20 protein-coding genes are annotated in these 20,017 nt (G+C 37.4%); all 20 read left to right on the plus strand.

All coding sequences use genetic code 11. The features are described from left to right. The first annotated feature begins 10 nt into the window (after nucleotides 1–10). The 20 genes from I5677_RS13985 to ispG all read left to right on the plus strand — a co-directional run bounded on the left by I5677_RS13985 (nucleotide 11) and on the right by ispG (nucleotide 19,698). Nucleotides 11–484, plus strand: coding sequence for a chemotaxis protein CheW (locus I5677_RS13985; protein WP_197662256.1), 474 nt, complete (start codon nucleotides 11–13; stop codon nucleotides 482–484). Nucleotides 485–678: 194 nt separating this feature from the next. Further along, a complete protein-coding gene (locus tag I5677_RS13990) occupies nucleotides 679–1,266 on the plus strand; it encodes a chemotaxis protein CheC (protein ID WP_206762712.1) in 588 nt (195 codons plus the stop codon). 8 nt (nucleotides 1,267–1,274) lie between these two features. After that, the gene (locus I5677_RS13995) at nucleotides 1,275–1,760 is read left to right on the plus strand and encodes a chemotaxis protein CheD (protein WP_197662258.1); all 486 of its coding nucleotides are present in this window, start codon (nucleotides 1,275–1,277) and stop codon (nucleotides 1,758–1,760) included. Nucleotides 1,761–1,855: 95 nt separating this feature from the next. Then, nucleotides 1,856–2,149 (plus strand): hypothetical protein, encoded by a 294-nt coding sequence (locus tag I5677_RS14000; RefSeq protein WP_197662259.1) that lies wholly within the window; start codon nucleotides 1,856–1,858, stop codon nucleotides 2,147–2,149. A gap of 80 nt (nucleotides 2,150–2,229) precedes the next feature. Next, nucleotides 2,230–2,997: a FliA/WhiG family RNA polymerase sigma factor gene (locus I5677_RS14005; RefSeq protein ID WP_197662260.1), complete on the plus strand. Its 768-nt coding sequence runs from the start codon at nucleotides 2,230–2,232 to the stop codon at nucleotides 2,995–2,997. A 60-nt stretch (nucleotides 2,998–3,057) separates the two neighbouring features. Next, a complete protein-coding gene (locus tag I5677_RS14010; protein WP_197662261.1) occupies nucleotides 3,058–4,659 on the plus strand; it encodes a DUF342 domain-containing protein in 1,602 nt (533 codons plus the stop codon). Between the two features lie 220 nt (nucleotides 4,660–4,879). Further along, nucleotides 4,880–5,191, plus strand: a complete 312-nt coding sequence (locus I5677_RS14015; RefSeq protein ID WP_197662262.1) for a hypothetical protein — start codon at nucleotides 4,880–4,882, stop codon at nucleotides 5,189–5,191. Between the two features lie 98 nt (nucleotides 5,192–5,289). Then, the gene (locus I5677_RS14020) at nucleotides 5,290–5,979 is read left to right on the plus strand and encodes a DUF6115 domain-containing protein (protein WP_197662263.1); all 690 of its coding nucleotides are present in this window, start codon (nucleotides 5,290–5,292) and stop codon (nucleotides 5,977–5,979) included. A 24-nt stretch (nucleotides 5,980–6,003) separates the two neighbouring features. Further along, nucleotides 6,004–6,759, plus strand: coding sequence for a hypothetical protein (locus tag I5677_RS14025; protein WP_197662264.1), 756 nt, complete (start codon nucleotides 6,004–6,006; stop codon nucleotides 6,757–6,759). A gap of 530 nt (nucleotides 6,760–7,289) precedes the next feature. After that, complete coding sequence (gene rpsB / locus I5677_RS14030) at nucleotides 7,290–8,042, plus strand: 30S ribosomal protein S2 (protein WP_197662265.1); 753 nt, start codon at nucleotides 7,290–7,292, stop codon at nucleotides 8,040–8,042. Between the two features lie 189 nt (nucleotides 8,043–8,231). Next, on the plus strand, nucleotides 8,232–9,164 hold the full coding sequence (gene tsf, locus I5677_RS14035) for a translation elongation factor Ts (RefSeq protein WP_197662266.1): 933 nt from the start codon (nucleotides 8,232–8,234) through the stop codon (nucleotides 9,162–9,164). Nucleotides 9,165–9,664: 500 nt separating this feature from the next. Next, nucleotides 9,665–11,002 carry a polysaccharide deacetylase family protein gene (locus I5677_RS14040; protein ID WP_197662267.1) on the plus strand — a complete coding sequence of 446 codons (1,338 nt, stop codon included), beginning with the start codon at nucleotides 9,665–9,667 and terminating at the stop codon, nucleotides 11,000–11,002. 27 nt (nucleotides 11,003–11,029) lie between these two features. After that, the gene (locus I5677_RS14045) at nucleotides 11,030–11,947 is read left to right on the plus strand and encodes a bactofilin family protein (protein ID WP_197662268.1); all 918 of its coding nucleotides are present in this window, start codon (nucleotides 11,030–11,032) and stop codon (nucleotides 11,945–11,947) included. A gap of 296 nt (nucleotides 11,948–12,243) precedes the next feature. After that, nucleotides 12,244–12,948, plus strand: a complete 705-nt coding sequence (gene pyrH, locus I5677_RS14050; RefSeq protein WP_197662269.1) for a UMP kinase — start codon at nucleotides 12,244–12,246, stop codon at nucleotides 12,946–12,948. A gap of 36 nt (nucleotides 12,949–12,984) precedes the next feature. Next, on the plus strand, nucleotides 12,985–13,539 hold the full coding sequence (gene frr / locus I5677_RS14055) for a ribosome recycling factor (protein ID WP_197662270.1): 555 nt from the start codon (nucleotides 12,985–12,987) through the stop codon (nucleotides 13,537–13,539). Between the two features lie 569 nt (nucleotides 13,540–14,108). After that, nucleotides 14,109–14,825 carry an isoprenyl transferase gene (locus tag I5677_RS14060; protein ID WP_197662271.1) on the plus strand — a complete coding sequence of 239 codons (717 nt, stop codon included), beginning with the start codon at nucleotides 14,109–14,111 and terminating at the stop codon, nucleotides 14,823–14,825. A 23-nt stretch (nucleotides 14,826–14,848) separates the two neighbouring features. Then, complete coding sequence (locus tag I5677_RS14065; RefSeq protein WP_197662272.1) at nucleotides 14,849–15,646, plus strand: phosphatidate cytidylyltransferase; 798 nt, start codon at nucleotides 14,849–14,851, stop codon at nucleotides 15,644–15,646. A gap of 298 nt (nucleotides 15,647–15,944) precedes the next feature. Next, nucleotides 15,945–17,105, plus strand: a complete 1,161-nt coding sequence (locus tag I5677_RS14070) for a 1-deoxy-D-xylulose-5-phosphate reductoisomerase (protein WP_197662273.1) — start codon at nucleotides 15,945–15,947, stop codon at nucleotides 17,103–17,105. A gap of 41 nt (nucleotides 17,106–17,146) precedes the next feature. Beyond that, entirely contained in the window at nucleotides 17,147–18,442 is a 1,296-nt protein-coding gene (gene rseP / locus I5677_RS14075) for an RIP metalloprotease RseP (protein ID WP_197662274.1), read from the plus strand. 197 nt (nucleotides 18,443–18,639) lie between these two features. Continuing rightward, nucleotides 18,640–19,698: a flavodoxin-dependent (E)-4-hydroxy-3-methylbut-2-enyl-diphosphate synthase gene (gene ispG / locus I5677_RS14080; RefSeq protein WP_197662275.1), complete on the plus strand. Its 1,059-nt coding sequence runs from the start codon at nucleotides 18,640–18,642 to the stop codon at nucleotides 19,696–19,698. Nucleotides 19,699–20,017 lie beyond the last annotated feature (319 nt).

The following is a 20,017-nucleotide window of genomic DNA, read 5'->3' on the forward strand; positions in this document are numbered from 1 at the left end:
AGGTGCGGATATGGAAGCGACAGAAACAAAACAATATATTATTGTTAATCTTGGAACTGAGCAGTATGGTATTGAAATTAAATATATCGAAAATATCATTGTTATGCAAAATATAACCAGAGTGCCAAAGGCACAAAGTTATTTCTTGGGAGTTATTAATTTAAGAGGTGAAGTAATACCTGTCATGAGCCTTAGAAAAAAATTAGAGCTTGGATCAGATATATTTACCTCTGTATCCCGTATCATTATTGTAAAACCGGAACCTTCGGCGGCCCCGGTCGGAATTATCGTAGATGAGGTAAAAGAGGTAATAACCTTAGAAAGTTCAGATGTGGAAATGCTGAATTATGATGAGAAGGACGAAAAAGCCTCTTTGAGTGCCGGTGTTGGTAAATATGGAAATGAACTGATTAACTTGCTGAATATTCCAGGTATTGTATTAGAAAAGGAAGCAAGTAAGAAAAAGAATAAGGGTACATCGTAAAATTAATACCTGTGCATATGATCTAATCTGATTTATCTTATCAGCATAGGTGTAACCCGATTACACCTATATTGTAATGCAGGACTAAGATAAATCATCCTATAGAGCAGGTAAAGGATATTATGATAATTATGTACGAGATAGAATGAGAGGTGTATGTGGTGTCTCACATTAATTTAAACCAAATAGATAATATGCAGTTTGATGTATTGCGAGAGATCGGTAATATTGGTGCTGGGAATGCAACCACGGCACTTTCACAGATGATTAATTCGAAAATTGATATGAAAGTACCCAAGGTAGATCTACTGGAATTTAAAGAGCTTTCCGACATTGTTGGAGGGGCAGAAAATATTGTGGTTGGTATTTTATTTACCTTAGAAGGTCAAATTGATGGCATGATGATGTTTATGATGGATCTATCAGCAGCCAGACACTTGGTTAACCTGCTAATGGGTACTACAACTGATAGCCAGACAACAGATTTTTCGGACATGGAATTGTCGGCCTTAAATGAGATTGGTAATATCATTGCAGGCGCATATTTATCTTCCTTATCGTCCTTAACCAATATGCTGATCACATCAAGTGTACCATATATGTCCATTGATATGTCAGGGGCTATTTTAAGTGTTCCTGCAATTGAGTTTGGTAAAATCGGTGATAAGGCTCTTTTAATTGAAACAGAATTTGGTGATGATATAAAGGCTGTTAACGGTTATTTTATCCTGATTCCAACCTTGGAATCTTATGGAGCAATACTATCATCTTTGGGGTTATAGGTGAATAAATGGACAATATGATAAAGGTCGGAATGGCAGACTTAAACATATGTGTTACCCCGGATGCTATAACAACTTTAGGTCTTGGATCATGCGTCGGTATTGTATTATATGATCCCCGCAAAAAGATTGCCGGGTTAGTACATGTTATGCTGCCTGATAGTACAAAAATAATAAACAATGAGAATAAAGCTAAATTTGCTGATACCGGAATAGACTTGTTAATTAAAAAAATGTGTGACATCGGTGCGAACAGTAATTCACTCATAGCCAAAATAGCAGGGGGAGCTCAGATGTTTGCCTTTGGCAGTAATAGTGAGATGATGCGAATTGGTGAGCGTAATGTGGAAGCAACCAAGATAAAGCTTAAACAACTGGGTATACGTATCATGGCAGAGGATACGGGTGCAAACTATGGTAGAACCATAGAGTTTTACCCGGAAACAGGAGAATTACATATTAAATCTGTGGGCAAAGAACGTAAGATATTATAACAATCGGTATACCTGATAATTTCTTTACTTAATAGGAGTATATAATCGGGTTTTGCTTTCATGGATTTTTAGATTAAATAAAACAGGTGATGCCAATGCGAGAAAGATTTATACCGGCACTTATTACATTGCTTGCCGGTGCAACTGTCAGTATATTAAATATGATTCATAAGGTAGAGTTGATTACCGGCTTAAAACGATTGCTTCTCGTATTGCTATTATTTTATATCATTGGATTAATTGCAAAAGCTGTTATTAAAAAAGCTACCAAATCTGCGAAAGACGCAGAAGATGATACAGAAAAAACAGAAGACGAGTCGCAGGATAATCAAACAGACAAAGAAAAAGAGGTCAAAAAGGGAAATCAAGAGAAGGATAAACCGTTGTAAGGCAGTAATAAATCCTCATAAAGAGCTGCTAAGGATATACTTTTTGCTCTTTAAATTCAATTAACGTTTCAGGAGGCAGTATGAACACAGATAGGAGACAGAAACTTTGGGAAGAGTATTCCAAAAAGAAAACATCTGAACTTCAGGAAAAGATTATAATTGAATATGCAGGATTAGTGAAACTTGTTGCCGGAAGACTTAGTATGTATTTGGGCTATAATGTGGAATACGATGATTTGGTGGGATATGGAACCTTTGGATTAATTGATGCGATTGATAAGTTTGATTATTCAAAGGGTGTAAAATTCGAAACCTATGCATCCCTTAGAATTCGAGGAGCAATTCTTGACCAAATTCGTAAAATGGACTGGATACCAAGGAGTATCAGGCAAAAACAACGTAAGATGGATCTTGCTTATCAGAATTTGGAGCTTAAGTATGGAAGAAGCGCCAATGACGAAGAAATCGCTAAAGAGCTGGAAATATCCGTTGATGAATTGGAGACATGGCAAAATCAAACGAAGATTACCAATATTATTTCTCTTGATGAGTTTATGGAGCAGGGTAGTGAAGGTAAAGTAGAGCAAAGCCTGACAGCTAGTTTTGACCATCCTGAAAAGGTGGTTGAGAGACAAGAATTAAAGGAATTATTAACCCGGACCTTAGAAACCTTAACAGAAAAAGAAAAAAGAGTCATTATTCTATATTATTACGAAGAACTGACGTTAAAAGAAATTAGTCGAATTCTGGAGGTATCGGAATCTCGAATTTCTCAGTTGCATACGAAAGCGCTTCATAAGATGAGGAATAAATTAGGACCCAATATGGATGTGTTAACCAGTTATTAAGTGATAGGATCATAAATAAGTTCTATCTGTATAGATTCGGATAAGTTTAGGAGGTAAGCAATGAGCTGTAAAAATGGATACTTTCAACTAATAATAAAAGAAGACGGAACGTATATTAAGTTGTTTGATGCAGTATCCGGAGGTCAACCTATATTATACGAGGATATCAGTAATTATTTCGTAGATAAAAGGATATATGAGTATGATAAAATAGCCCTTGGAAGAGCATTGGCAACATTAAAAGATACCTGCGAGGTAAAGCTTACCCGCGCAGTAATTCCACCACAGGAGGAGTATCTGAAGGTAACCTTATCCGAAGACCGTATGTTTGCAAAAGGCCGTTTTTATCCCCCAACTAATGGTGGTAATCTTTTATCCAAGGAAGATATCATCAGTTCTCTTGTAAGAGCAGGAGTGAAATATGGAGTGGATGAGACGGTTATTTATGAATTTTTGCAGAGGAGACAGTATTGTACAGATCTAATCTTAGCGAAAGCAATGCCTGCTGTTCAGGGTCATGATGCACAGATCACTTATTATTTTAATACAGATTTGACCTTAAAACCGAAAACCAATGAGGATGGTTCTGTGGATTTTCATCAGCTTGATATGATAAGCCACTGTAAGAAAGATGATTTACTAGCAACTCTAACCCCGGTTGACTATGGAAAGCCCGGGATAGATGTATGTGGTAATGTCATCCGTCCAAATAAAGTTAATAACAAGGTGATGCGTTACGGGAGTAAGATATATCTTTCGGAGGACGGACTAAACATGTACTCTGAGGTAGATGGTCATGTTACCTTAACAGATGGTAGGGTTTTTGTATCGGATACCTATGAAGTAGCAGCGGATGTGGATACATCCACAGGTGATGTGGTGTATGATGGAAATGTTGTCGTTAAGGGTAATGTGATTACCGGGTTTTCTGTTAAAGCCAAAGGTGATATCGAGGTTAACGGTGTTGTAGAAGGTGCTTACCTGGAAGCCGGGGGACAGATTATCTTAAAACGGGGAGTACAAGGCATGAATAAAGGCCTGGTTAAAGCACAAGGTAATATCATTTCAAAATTTATTGAAAATGCAGAAGTGGTTGCAGGTGGTTATGTAACGACAGAATCTATCTTGCATAGCAAGGTATCTGCCAAAGGAGATATTATTGTTGGCGGCAGAAGAGGCTTTGTAACCGGTGGCGAGATTCGTTCCGGTTCATTAATTTCCGTGAAAACAGCCGGTTCTCACATGGGTACCCATACGCTGTTAGAGGTAGGGATTGACCCGAAATTATTAGAAGAGTTTAGGGAGTTAGAAAAGACACTTGCATCATTACAGGCCGAGAAGGAGAAGATCTCACAGGCGATAGCAATCTTTCGTAAAAAATTACAAATGGGTAGCCAGATACCTGCTGATAAGCTGGAGAGTTTAAAACAGATTACACAGCATAATCTAAAGATAGAAAGCCAGATTACGGAAGCAAGACTTAGATACGAGGAGTTAAAAATTGAAGTGGATAATAACTCGTCGGGAATGATAAAGGTTCAAGAGACCGTATTCCCAGGTACTAAAATTGTGATTTCCAATGTAATTTATTTTGTCAGAGAAGAGATACAGCACTCAAAATTCGTTCGTGACAGAGCGGACATAAGAGTAACACCACTATAAATGCATCTTTCATATACTTATTACCAAGGACAAAAAACTATATAATAGGAAGACCTATGGAAGCTTAATATATGACATATTAATTAAATCCAGTGACTCCTTTATGACAGCGACTCTAGAGAGCCGGAGCCGATGCATTAAAAATTAACTACCTTAGGAATATTTACATATAAGTAACTAATTCAGGTACTTGTTTCTTAGAGATAAGGGGGTTGAAAATATGCCAATAAATCCTATCGATATTATGAGATCGCAGGAAGCTTCACAGTATAAGCATATTGAAAGTCAGAAAGTTCATCACGAACAGGTCCAGATAAGTAAGAGTTTTCAGAATTTAATTCATGCTGAGCAGACGAAAACCACGCAGGCAGAAAAAAGCGAGAATAAGGAATTTCGATATGATGCTAAGGACAAAGGAAGAAACTCTTATTCCGGATCTAAGAATAAGAAGGATAAGAAGGAAGAGAATAAGAAAGAACAAAAGGATCTACTGGAACCGAAAAAAAGCGGTGGTATTGACATTCTTATCTGACCGGCAAGGAAAAAAATGCTGTTAATTAAAGCATTCTATATAACCTGCCGGTTATAGCTATGTATTTAGCAATAAACTTTTTTTGATTTGGAGGCATTATGAACCTGATAGAAATCGTTATGATTGTTATAGGAATTATCACAATAGTTATCAGCTGCAGGCTGGTGGAACGTCAGTCAGAAACAAGTGGCGGTATCCATCGGGTTATTCCGGATGTGGAACACTTATCCGAGGATGAAAAAGTGCAGATCAAAGAAAAAATAAAGGAACTGTTATCTGAAATCAGTGAAGAAACCGTGGTTCGTACGGATGATTATTTAAGTAAAATATCCAATGAGAAAATAATGGCGGTCAATGATTTTTCAGATCAAATACTGGAGAAAATTAAGAGCAACCATGAAGAGGTTGTGTTTTTATATAATATGTTAAATGAGAAAGAGAAAGAGTTGAAGACAGTTATCCGGGAGATCGACACCTCAAAACAAAAGGTAAAAGAGATACTGGATATGAAAAAAGAAATGAAAGAACAGCCGAAAAAAACTGTATCAAACCAAACGTCGACAGTGACTCAGGTGAAAAGTCAAAAGCCTGCCAAACAGGAGAAACGTCCGGTAAGTGATGTGGTTCTTTCTGATACACCGGTGATTAACAGCTTAAGTACCAATAACAACACGCAGATATTGTCACTATATAATAAGGGGAAATCTGTGGTGGAGATTTCTAAGCTGTTGGGTCTTGGACAAGGAGAAGTAAAATTGGTAATTGATTTATTTAAGGGAAAGAAGTAATGTGAAAGGCTTGGTGCGTCTGCTATGAAATTAAAATACTATATGAGAGGCTTAGGTATTGGTATTGTACTAACAACTCTTATTTTATCTATAAGCGGTAATAAAGAGACATTATCAGACCAGCAGATAATAAAACGTGCCAGATCTTTGGGAATGGTGACACAGGAAGAATACGATAAGGCTAAGCTGACAAAAGAATTGGAAGATACGGATAAAGAAAACCTTCAGCAGGAGCCGGAAGAAGATCTTTCTGATAAGGAAACCGCAGATCCGAGTGATGTGAATGAAACCGAAGAAAATCAAGAAAATGATGAGAATGCGGAGAATGATGAGAAGAATAACGAAGATGATGCCGTAGAAGGTTTTGATGAACCGGACGAAGCTTTAAACACGGAGGATGAAAATAATCAGGATGTTACTCAGAATGGGCAGGATACGCAGGATATACAAGATTCACAGGATGATCAGAATACGGAGGAAACTCCGACTCAGGATACGTCGGATACACCGGGAACAGAGCCAACTCCCACGGTTACACCTTCCGATAATATAAATGAGCAAACGAGTAATGCGAATGATGACATTACGTTTACGATAGAGAGAGGTATGTCCTCCCGTCAAGTATCTGAGATGCTGGTTCAAAAAGGACTTATAGGTGATGCACAGGAATTTAATAACTTCATCATTCGTAAAGGGAAAGCAGGAGTCATCCGGGTAGGAACTTATACAGTGAAAAAAGATGCTTCCTTTGAAGAGATTTTAAACTCTATCACTTCTTAGAGGCAGAACGAAACATTGGATGGATACTATGCATGTGTTATAAACTATAATTTCAACAATAGGGAAACGAAGTCTTAACAAGAGATTAATCAAGAGCTTGGTTGAATAATAAATGCATATGAATAATTGAAGAATTGAAGAATGTATGTAAATTAAGCGATTTTTATGTATCTAACCTATATTTTAAAAATTTTAGGAAATAATCTTAGATGAAACTGATTAAATATTAAGAAATAGAGATATGGATCAATAACTATTCACGTAGAATTTTAGTTATTTTTCTGTAATCTGTGATTAAATGGTTGCTTAAATTATTATGGACAATACATCTTACTGCTTTCTAATTAAGTACAATTTATAAAAAAAACTTGCCATGTTATTGGTGTTATGGTATAATCTCAACGTTATATTCAAGAACTATGCTTGAAGTTAATTAACACGTATACGGATTCTTTGCAGGGTGCCCGGTATACCGGGTCTGTCAAGAATATGATGTATGCGGAAGAAATCAACCAAAATGGAGGAAAATTATGAGCGTTATTTCAATGAAACAATTGCTGGAAGCAGGTGTGCATTTTGGACACCAGACAAGAAGATGGAACCCGAAAATGGCGGAGTACATCTACACTGAAAGAAACGGTATCTACATTATTGACTTACAAAAATCTGTAGGTAAAGTAGATGAAGCTTATGCTGCAATCAAAAATGTAGTTGCTGAAGGCGGCAGTGTACTTTTCGTTGGTACTAAGAAGCAAGCACAGGATGCTGTTAAGACAGAGGCTGAGCGTTGCGGTATGTACTATGTAAATGAAAGATGGTTGGGCGGTATGCTGACCAACTACAAGACTATCAAGAGCAGAGTAGATAGATTAAGAGAAATCGAGAGAATGGCTGAGGACGGAACATTTGAAGTTCTTCCTAAAAAAGAAGTTATTCAGTTAAAGAAAGAATGGGAAAAGCTTGAGAAGAATCTCGGTGGTATTAAGAATATGAAGAAATTACCGGATGCAATCTTCGTTGTTGATCCTAAGAAGGAAAGAATTTGTATTCAAGAGGCTCATACCCTTGGTATTCCTTTGATCGGTATTGCTGATACAAACTGTGATCCGGAAGAACTTGATTATGTAATTCCGGGTAATGATGATGCGATTAGAGCGGTTAAATTAATTGTATCTAAGATGGCAGATGCAGTAATCGAAGCAAACCAGGGAGTTCAGTTAACTGATTCTACTGAAGCTGAGGCTGATGTGGAAGCAGAGATGGACGAAGCGGTTACAGAATAATGTAAGGATGGGTCTGTTGCATAATGTCTCCGATTATGGAAGTAACATCTGCAACAGCCCTATTTTTTAAATATATCTACTGACATTATATAGAAATATAGTAATAAAATCGTCAATTATATGTTATACCGGAGTTACAATGAGTCGGAATAAAAGAACATTTCTTATATAAATTAGGAGGGATTTACGATGGAAGTAACAGCTAGTATGGTAAAAGAGTTAAGAGAAATGACAGGTGCAGGTATGATGGACTGTAAGAAAGCACTTGCAGCTACTGAAGGTGATATGGATAAAGCAGTGGAATTCTTAAGAGAAAAAGGACTTGCAGCTGCTGAGAAAAAAGCAGGAAGAATTGCAGCAGAAGGTGTTGTAGATACCAATGTGAGTGCAGATGGTAAAGTTGCTGCAATTGTTGAGGTTAACTCTGAGACTGACTTCGTTGCTAAGAATGAAAAGTTTAGAGATTTTGTTGCGGCGGTAGTAGCTCAAGCAGCAAAAACTGATGCAGCGGATATTGATGCTTTCCTTGCTGAGAAATGGGCTTTGGATACATCTAAAACCGTTAAGGAAGAATTATCATCTATGATTGCTATCATAGGTGAAAACATGAATATCAGAAGATTTGAAAAGATTACTGCAGCGAACGGCTTTATAGTATCTTATATCCATGGTGGTGGAAGAATTGGTATTTTAGTTGAAGTTGACAGTGCCGTTAATAATGATGAAGTTCAGGAAGCAGCTAAGAACATCGCAATGCAGATTGCAGCTATGTCTCCTAAATATGTGGATAAGTCTGAAATCTCCCCTGAATTCATTGAGCATGAGAAGAATATCTTAAAAGCTCAGATTATGAACGATCCTGCTAATTCCAAGAAGCCTGAGAACATCATCGAGAAGATGCTCGAAGGACGTCTTAATAAGGAATTAAAGGAATTCTGTCTGGTTGATCAGGTATACGTTAAGGATAGTGATGTAACCGTTGCAGGATACCTTGCTAATGTATCCAAACAGGTAGGTTCTCCTGTATCAATTAAGCGTTTCATCCGTTTTGAGACCGGTGAAGGCCTTGAAAAGAAGAGTGAGAATTTCGCCGAAGAAGTTGCTAAGCAGATGGGACAGTAGTGTGACAAAGGGACGGGGTTCCTGACCCAGAGTGCTAATTCATAACAACACAATTTCTCGCGTGGCGTGAAATTTGATGTATAGCATAATTTTAAATGAATTTATATGAGGCTCTAAAAGCCTGTAACGATGGCATATATCGGTTTACAGGATTTTGGGCCTCTTTTATTATGATTTAAACCTCGTAAATCGATATGGAAACTTGACTCTATCTATTCGAAATGTGACAGGTGTGACAAAGGGACGGGGTTTCTGACACCGGTGTCAGAAACCCCGTCCCTTTGTCACACCGTCCCTTTGTCACACCGTCCCTTTGTCACACCGTCCCTTTGTCACACCGTCCCTTTGTCACACGTCCCTTTGTCACACCTTTGTCACACTGTCGTAGTCACCGCAGTAAAAAGTAGGTGTCTTTTTATGTAATTTTATGAAATTTAGTGTTTTTTATTGGTGGAATGTGTTAAAATAAATATGATGATATATTTTTTAGGGGTGAGGACTTGCGGGAAAAAAACAGTAATCAAGTATCCAACAATGGGATAAGTAAAATGACTGCACAGCGTCGCAAAAGAATTAATCGTATTAAGACAGCGATCATTATTATCGCAATTATTTTTTTGCTTTTACCATCAATTCTATGTATTTTATTAGGTATACAGGTATTTAAGTTACAAGGCCAGGTAGACGATTTAATCAGTTATCATCAAACCACGGAGCAAATGACAAAATCTACAAAAACGAAAAAAGCTTATGCATATGCAGCTGAAAAATCAGTACATCAAGATAATGATACACAAGTATCGGAAACGTTGCTTGAGGCAGGAATTACTATAATAGGTTTGAATGAAGATTCTCAGGATGATTTAGATACTCTTCAAAGGGATCATACCATATCCGATGTGAATATAAATAATGAGAAGAATAATGAAAATGCAGAAAATATTAAAAACACAGAAAACAATAAAATAATAGAAAACATCATTGATAACAATGAAAATTTAGATATTACAAGTAATGGTGAGATAGGTCCTATAAGTGCCGATAATATAGATGTTAATGGTATAGATGTTGATACTATAAATAATGATACTATTGTCCATCGTGATAATAAAGAGAATAAAGCCGATGAAATGAACGGCATAGAAAATAGAGACATTTATCAGCAGAACAAGAGTGAAATTAAGACCGAGAACGGAATATATAAGGGTAAGAAGGTATATTTAACCTTTGATGATGGCCCAAGTAAATATACGGACGAGATTTTGGATATACTGGCAGAGTATGATGCGAAAGCAACTTTTTTTGTTCTTGGGAAAACTGACAGAAATTCAAAACAAATCTATAAAAGAATCGTTGCAGAAGGACATACCCTGGGTATGCATTCCTATTCCCATGTCTATAGTAAAATATATAAATCTATAGAAGATTTTGATAAAGACTTTACAAAACTATGGAAATTGTTATATGATACTACTGGATACAAGCCTGCCATTTACCGTTTTCCCGGGGGGAGCTCGAACCTGGTTAATAAAAACGGAATGGATGAATTCATACGTTATTTAAACGATAAATCAGTACCATATTATGATTGGAATGTAGATAACGGAGATGCGACAGGAGTAGAATATACAAAAGAACAATTAATTGACAATGTTTTGAATGGTGTTGCTCTGAAGAAAAGATCCATCGTTCTGATGCATGATTCCGAGACGAAGAAAGTAACCGTGGAATCTCTATCCGGGATATTGGAGGCTTTACTATCAGAAGGTGCTGAAGTTTTACCCCTTGATGAGAGTGTACCACCAATTCAGCAGATAAAAGCAAGTTCAATAGAATAATCCAATACATAGGGAGGTAGTAAAAGTATGAGTTTTTTTAAGGAATTTAAAGATGACTTATCACAGGCAATGAATGAGTTGTTACCGGAAGATGAAAATGAGGTTAATGATACCGAAGAGCAGATGGTAAATACTTTGGATACAGATGATGATTCTGAGAAATTAGACAATGAAAAAATGATGGAGCTACTGGATGAATTCACACAAGAGGACGAACCGTCCGATGATGCGACCCTATCTGAGGAGGAAACAACAGAGGATGATTTGGATACTTCCGAAGATGTTATTTCAGAAGAACTTGAAGAAATAGAAGAAGAAATTGAAGAAGAAGTAGAAGATAAAAATGAAACAGAAGAATTAGAGGAAGAAGAGGGCGATGATATGGAAGAAAATATCGATTTAGAATTACTGGATGCATTAAATGCAGAGGAAGATGATGCAGCTGAGGAAAAAGAGCAGGAAACTACGGTCTCAAAACTTCGGGCTACTTCCGTTGTAAATGATGATGAAGTTACTGTTATATCGAAGGGCACTACCATAAACGGTAGTATATCCTCTGACGGATCTCTGGATATTATGGGTACCATTACCGGAGACATTGAATGTCTTGGAAAATTATCAATTACCGGTAAAATCACAGGTAATTCAACTGCCGCAGAGGTTTATGTTAACACAGAACGCCTCGATGGTTCAATCAACAGTGAAGGAAGCGTTAAGGTAGGCTTAGGAACCGTTGTTGTTGGAGATATCATTGCTACTTCCGGTGTAATCGCAGGTGCGGTTAAGGGTGAGATTGATGTGAATGGACCGATTGTAATTGATTCAACGGCGATTATTAAAGGTAATATTAAGGCAAAATCTGTTCAGATTAACAACGGAGCTGTCATTGAAGGCTTCTGCTCATTAAGCTACTCTGAGGTTGATGTTGATAACATTTTTGAATAGTAGAGCTGATAAAAATGTCAAAAAGTGCTTCGCACAGTATTTTTCCAGATACAATAGATTGCTATTACAAACGGGTTTGCATAGCAATCTATTGTATCTGGAAAACACCTTCGGTGTTTTTGACACTTTTTATTCAAATTTATCCATAGGAACATATTAATGCTGGAATTATCCTGTGTTTTGTGTTAAATTATTATAGAACCACAAGAAATATGTTTCTATTTCTCGTGGTTCGTATGTGCGTCCACAATTACTAAGTGTACGACAAAACGGAAAACATGGAGGCAGACGAAATAATGATTAAATATAACCGGGTTTTATTAAAATTAAGCGGTGAAGCTTTAGCCGGAGATAAGAAAACCGGATTTGATGAAGAGACCTGCATTGGTGTAGCCAAACAGGTAAAACAGCTGGTTGACGACGGACTACAGGTCAGCATCGTAATTGGCGGAGGTAATTTTTGGAGAGGCAGAACCAGCCAAACCATCGACCGTACAAAAGCTGACCAGATTGGTATGCTGGCAACGGTTATGAACTGTATTTATGTATCAGAGATTTTTAGATATGTGGGTATTTCAACGGAAATATATACACCTTTTCAATGTGGTAGCATGACAAAGCTGTTTTCCAAAGACAGTGTGACCAGTTGTATGAAAAAGGGCGGGGTAGCATTCCTTGCAGGAGGAACAGGTCATCCTTATTTTTCAACAGATACAGCAACGGTACTAAGAGCAGTGGAACTGGATTGTGATATTATATTGGCAGCCAGAAATATCGATGGAGTTTATGACAGTGATCCAAAGCAAAACCCGGAGGCGAAAAAATTTGACCAAATTCCAATGCAGAAGGTATTGGATGATAAATTAGGAATTATTGATCTGTCTGCTACGGTTTTATGTATTGAAAATCGTATGCCTATGCTGTTATTCGGATTATCAGTGGATAATAGTATTGTCTTAGCTGCAAAAGGTAAATCAAACGGAACCATAATAACCATATAGTAAAGAAAATCATAATTAATAATTGGAGGGATCATAGTGGATACAAGGATTGAACAGTTTAAAGTAAAAATGGGAAAATCAGTTGATGCTTTGAGGGAGGAATATGCAGCTATTCGTGCCGGCAGAGCCAACCCACATCTGTTAGACAAGATTAGAGTTGATTATTACGGACAGCCATCTTCCTTACAGTCAGTAGCTAATGTATCAGTTCCGGAGGCAAGAATCATCCAGATTCAACCTTGGGAAAGTAAATTAATTAAAGAGATAGAAAAAGCAATCATCGCTTCTGATTTAGGATTAACTCCCAGTAATGATGGCAAGGTAATTCGTCTTGTTTTCCCGGAATTAACAGAAGAAAGAAGAAAAGAGTTAGTTAAGGATGTAAAAAAGAAGGCAGAGACGGCAAAGATTGCAGTAAGAAACATCAGAAGAGATGCCAATGATTTGTTCAAAAAACAAAATAAAGCCAGTGAATTATCAGATGATGAGTTCAAACACTTAGAAGATGAGGTTCAAAAGATTACTGACTTATATGTTTCTGAAATTGATAAAGTAATGGAAGATAAATCGAAAGAAATACTTACGGTTTAATCTTATATTTTGTAATGATAAGGTTAACGAACATATCGCTTCTAACGAATATGTGATGTTAATAAATTCATAGTTATAACAATCATAATTTTAGTATAACCGGGGTGTCACAAAAGGAATATACACTGTCTGGCGAATGACAATTAGCCTTTTGGAGCACCCTTCTTTCGTAAATTTGTAATACGTCCTTTTATGAAAAGATATCTTTATGTTCCATGGAAGAAGATGGATATGCTTTAGACATAAAAATGTCAGTGATATATTCATTATACATATGGCATGTGAATATAGCGACTACGATTTACATAGTGTACATATATGAGAAGATCGCAGGATTATCGTAGACACGATATCAGTTTGTACAGCTAAACGATAAGGCATATTTGAACTTAGATACATAATGAAACTGACTATTTTGCTTAAGAGAGTGATAAAAGGTGAAAAACCTATGCATAAGAGCTTTAGATCAAAGAAATGAAAGCGGAATTTATTAGGTAGGTAGATACCCGTTATAACGTGGTGTCGGATCGATATAAAACCCGGACAAACCCGAGGTTTGAGGTGAGTGAATGCAGGAAAACGAATTAAATATTCCAAATCATATAGCCATCATTTTAGATGGAAACGGTCGTTGGGCGAAGAAAAGAAAGATGCCCAGAAATTACGGACATACCCAAGGCAGTAAAACAGTAGAAAAAATCTGTGAAGAAGCATATAAGGCCGGAGTAAAATATCTGACAGTCTATGCATTTTCAACGGAAAACTGGAAACGACCCCAAGAAGAAGTGGAGGCACTGTGGAAGCTATTAAAGAGTTATTTAGCCAGCAGTATTAAGACCAGCAGCAAAAATAATATGCGGGTGCGGATTATTGGGGACAAAAGTAAGCTGTCTGAGGATATCAAAAAGAGTATTGAAGAATTAGAAGAAGCTTCCAAAGATAATACGGGCCTTAATTTTCAGGTCGCGATTAATTATGGAAGCAGGGATGAGATTATACGTGCCATGAAATCCATCACAAAGGATGTAACGGATGGTAGAATGACACTTGATCATATAGATGAAACATTGTTGGGACAATATCTTGATACAAAGGATATTCCTGATCCGGATTTATTAATTCGTACCAGTGGTGAGATGCGGCTATCTAATTTTTTATTATGGCAGATGGCTTATACCGAATTTTATTTTACCGATGTTCTGTGGCCGGATTTTAATAAGAAGGAGTTAATGAAAGCAATAGAATACTACAGTAGTAGGACTCGAAAGTTCGGTGCAATAGAATAACAGTACGCAAAACGGAGGTAAATATGTTTAAAACAAGATTACTCAGCGGTATTATGTTAATGGCAATCGCAATTGTAGTGATAGTTTTCGGAGGTAATGTACTATTTATAACAGCAGCTGTTATATCCTTCATTGGTATGATAGAATTATATAAGATAGAAAAGGTTCATAAAGCATTACCCGGTTTCGTTGGATACTTGGCCGGCTTCTCTTACTATGCTTTGCTTTATTACGAACGTAAAGAGGATATGCTTTTATCCTTCATTATCTTTTTACTGCTCTTAATGATAGTTTATGTTTTTCGATTTCCGAAATACAAGACAGCACAGATTTCCATAGTATATTTTGGGCTGTTTTACGTTAGTATTATGCTATCCTACATTTATCAGGTGCGTGAATTGCAGGATGGCGCTTTTCTTGTGTGGCTGATTTTTATCGGAGCGTGGGGTTCTGATACCTGTGCCTACTGTGTTGGAATGCTCATAGGAAAGCACAAGATTGCACCAAAGCTTAGTCCGAAGAAATCTCTTGAGGGTTGCATTGGCGGCGTGGTTGGTGCTGCGTTGATTGGATTTATTTATGCAACAGTATTCAAAGATAAGATAACAGGAATAGGAGATCCTCAGATCGCTTTTCCCATAATAGGTGCTGCTTCCAGTATCATCTCCCAAATTGGTGATCTGGCTGCATCTGCGATAAAACGTAATCATGATATCAAAGATTATGGTAATCTAATTCCCGGTCATGGTGGTATTCTAGACCGTTTTGACAGCATAATATTTACAGCTCCGATTGTCTACTATCTGGCAGAGTGGCTTTAATAGATCAAAAAATAATTGGCTTCGCCCTTGATGAAAAAATATACAAGGATATCATTTGTATAAAAAATCATCATTATGTTGATAAGTATATAAGAAAGAAAGTGTCAACAAAGAACACGATTGAAATATAATAAACGAATAAGCAAGGAAATTGTAATCGTGTATTAAAATCTTACAAACTATTAAGAATTTTAGTATGAAATGAAACTACAAATAGTTTGGTTTGTAATTCATATGAAGTATATGAGTAACGAATTACAGATAGTAATCAATTGAAACATTTATATGGAGGAACTAGATGAAGAAAATTAGTGTACTGGGTTCAACAGGTTCCATTGGGACCCAGACCATGGATATTGTCAGAAATAAGAATGACCTTAAGATTACGGCACTGGCTGCCGGCAGTAATATAGAACTTTTAGAACAGCAGATTAGGGAGTTTCGCCCCAACCTTGTCTGTGTTTTTCAGGAAGATAAGGCAGTACTGCTTCGCGAGAATATCAGGGATCTTGATACGTTAGTAGTAACCGGCATGGAAGGTTTGATAGAATGTGCTACAGAAAGCGAAGCAGAAACCGTAGTAACTGCGATGGTGGGGATGATTGGTATTTTACCAACCATCGAAGGAATTAAAGCAGGTAAGAATATTGCTCTGGCGAACAAAGAGACCTTAGTTACCGCCGGACATATTATCATGCCCCTTGTAAAAGAAAAAAAGGTATCCCTTCTTCCGGTTGACAGTGAGCATAGTGCAATATTTCAAGCGTTAAACGGGGAAGATAAACGATATGCAAGACAGATCATACTTACCGCATCAGGAGGACCTTTCAGGGGAAGAGAACTATCCGAGTTAAAAAACATTACTCCCGGGGATGCCTTAAAACATCCAAACTGGGCCATGGGTCAGAAGATAACCATTGATTCGGCTACTATGATTAATAAGGGCCTTGAGGTTATGGAAGCAGCATGGTTATTTGATATAAATATAGATCAAATCAAAGTGGTCATACATCCTCAAAGTATCATTCACTCCATGGTGGAGTATGTGGATGGAAGTGTCCTTGCACAGTTGGGAGTTCCTGATATGAAGCTTCCGATTCAATATGCACTATTCTATCCGCGTAGAATGGAAATGCCGGAAGGAGAGCGGGTTGATTTTGTTAAATTAAAACAGCTTACCTTTGAAGAACCGGATATGAATACCTTTTTTGGATTAAAGCTTGGCTATGAGGCAGGTCGTATTGGAGGAAGCATGCCGACGGTATATAATGCGGCAAATGAATGGGCAGTTGCCAGGTTTTTAGAAGGAAAGATACGTTTTCTCGATATACCCACCCTAATCGGTGAAGCAATGAGTCATCACAAATTAATACAAAATCCTACTTTAAATGAAATTCTTAATACGGAAATAGAGACATATGATTTTGTAAGAGGATTTGACAGGGCAGGGTTATTATAACTTCGTGACTGCGTTCACTGAGAAAGGATTGAATTTTATTTATGAATATAATTGTAGCTTTATTAATACTTGGTCTTATTATTATTATCCATGAGCTGGGACATTTTTTACTGGCTAAGAAAAATGGCATCACTGTAACAGAATTTTCAATCGGTATGGGACCCAGAATTGCAAGCTTTGTGAAAAATGGCACCCGTTATTCCCTTAAGGTATTTCCTATCGGCGGCTCCTGTATGATGCTTGGCGAGGATGAAACCGTTGAGGATGCTGGTGCTTTTCATAAGAAAAGTGTCTGGGCAAGATTTTCCGTTATTTTTGCCGGGGCCTTCTTTAATTTTGTTCTTGCTTTTATCATAGCTTTGATTGTTTTAGGCTCTGATGGAGTCGATATTCCTAAGGTTTTAGAAGTGGAAGAAGGATCTGCAGCAGCCAAGGCCGGTATTATGCCGGGGGATATTATAACCGAAATTGACGGTAAGAAAGTCAACTTAGGCAGAGAGGTATTATTTAACTTTTACTTTAATCCGATCTCTGATAATCCGGTTGAGGTTACTTACTTAAGAGACAAAACTGAAAACACAGTAATGCTTAATCCGGTACAGACTTATCGCTATCAGTTGGGATTTGAGTATATTCCAGGTGGAGATCCTGCGATAATTCAAAATATTGTGGTAGACGGACCCATGGAGCAAACGGGTCTGATGATCGGGGATACTATTACAAGTATAGATGGTATTTTAATAGCCTCCGGTACAGAATTAGCGGATTACATGGATCAAAATCCCTTAACGGATAAATCGATTACCCTAACTTATGAACGAAACGGTGAAGAGCTGGGACCGGTAACGATTACCCCAAGACTCGTAAGTAATGAATATGAATTGGGGTGGAGATATAATCTCTGGGCTGAGAGAATATCTCCCGTAAATGTATTCAAATATAGTATATATGAACTAAAATATAATGTTGTTACTACAATAAAAAGCGTTGGATATCTGATATCCGGTAGAATAGGAATGAATGAAATTGCCGGCCCGGTCGGCATGGTAAACTATGTTGATACGATTGTTGACGAAACTAAGGATTATGGCTTTAAGGTTACCCTGCTTGAGTTGGCAAGATTTATGATCTTAATCAGTGCAAATCTAGGTGTAATGAATCTGTTGCCCTTACCGGCACTGGATGGCGGAAGATTAGTATTCTTAATCATTGAAGCAGTCAGAGGGAAACCGGTTCCGAAGGAAAAGGAAGCTATGGTGCACTTTGTCGGACTGGCATTGCTTATGGTCCTTATGGTGTTTGTACTGTTTAATGATCTTAGGAATATCTTTGGGTGATTAGTGTGCATTGTGCAAACTTCAAAAATATATTAAGTACTGTTCGTTGTTGTTATTAAAACATAAATTTGATGGCGATTTCGATAAGGAATATATTGGTGAATATTACTCAAGTGAAATTTAGTAATACAATAAATGTGAAATGAGATTACGGCTACTTCATAAAGAAGTGGTATGAAATAGGAAAGGCGAATAGTATGTTTCGGGAAAATACAAAGGTGATTCGGATAGGTAACCGGGTAATTGGCGGTGGTAATCCGATTTTAATACAATCGATGACGAATACAAGAACAGAAGATGTTAAGGCGACAGTAGATCAGATTCGCAGATTAACCGAAGCCGGCTGCGAGGTCATTCGATGTGCAGTTCCCAGTATGGAGGCTGCTAATGCATTTTCTGAGATAAAGAAGAATATATCAATTCCTTTGGTGGCAGATATTCATTTTGACTATCGCCTAGCAATCGCAGCCATGGAAAACGGGGCGGATAAAATCAGAATCAATCCCGGTAATATCGGTAATGATGAGAAGTTAAGAGCTGTGGTCACGGTGGCGAAGGAGCGGGAAATACCGATCCGTGTCGGGGTGAACAGCGGCTCCTTGGAAAAAGAAATTATCGCAAAATACGGTAGGGTTACCGCAGAAGGATTAGTAGAAAGTGCCCTTGATAAGGCAAAAAGGATTGAGGATATGGGATATGACCAGCTGGTTATCAGCATCAAATCCTCCGATGTCATGATGTGTGTAAAAGCCCATGAGTTGATTGCAACTAAGACAAATTATCCGCTTCATGTAGGCATCACCGAATCAGGAACAGTGAATGCCGGTAATATAAAATCAGCTCTTGGTCTGGGAATTATCTTATACCAGGGTATCGGTGATACCATTCGTGTGTCCTTAACCGGAGATCCTGTTGAAGAGATTAAATCAGCAAAATTAATACTTAAGACGTTGGGCTTTCGACAGGGCGGTGTTGAGGTGGTATCCTGTCCGACCTGTGGCAGAACGCAGATTGATCTGATTAAGTTGGCGACGGATGTGGAGGAGATGGTATCCGACTTAGATCTGGATATTAAGGTGGCTGTGATGGGTTGTGCTGTGAACGGACCCGGAGAAGCTAGGGAAGCAGATATCGGAATCGCCGGTGGGAAAGGTGTAGGCCTTCTCATAAAGAAGGGCGAAATCATTAAAAAGGTACCGGAAACAGAACTTTTAAATACCTTAAGGGAAGAACTCTTAAACTGGAAGCAAGAGTAGTAATATATAAGGTATATGAAGAAAAAGCAGCAGTAAAAGAAGTGGTAGTATGATAGAAGGTATTATAGAAGTTAAAATTATAAAGCTGTAATGTGAAAGTTGTAATGTAAGCTGTATTATAAAAGTGACTTTATATATACAATAAATGGTAATATAATCAAAGTAGTTATTAATACAGAGAAAATAAAAAGTGAAAAAATAAAAAGTGAAATAAACCGGTAATAATATAACAAACAATATTTGATTTGTACCATACAATTGACCTATGAATAACGTATGATTAATGCAAATACACTTAGAAGTAATTATTTACGTTAGC

Source organism: Mobilitalea sibirica, assembly GCF_015999265.1.
Lineage (GTDB): Bacteria > Bacillota > Clostridia > Lachnospirales > Lachnospiraceae > Mobilitalea > Mobilitalea sibirica.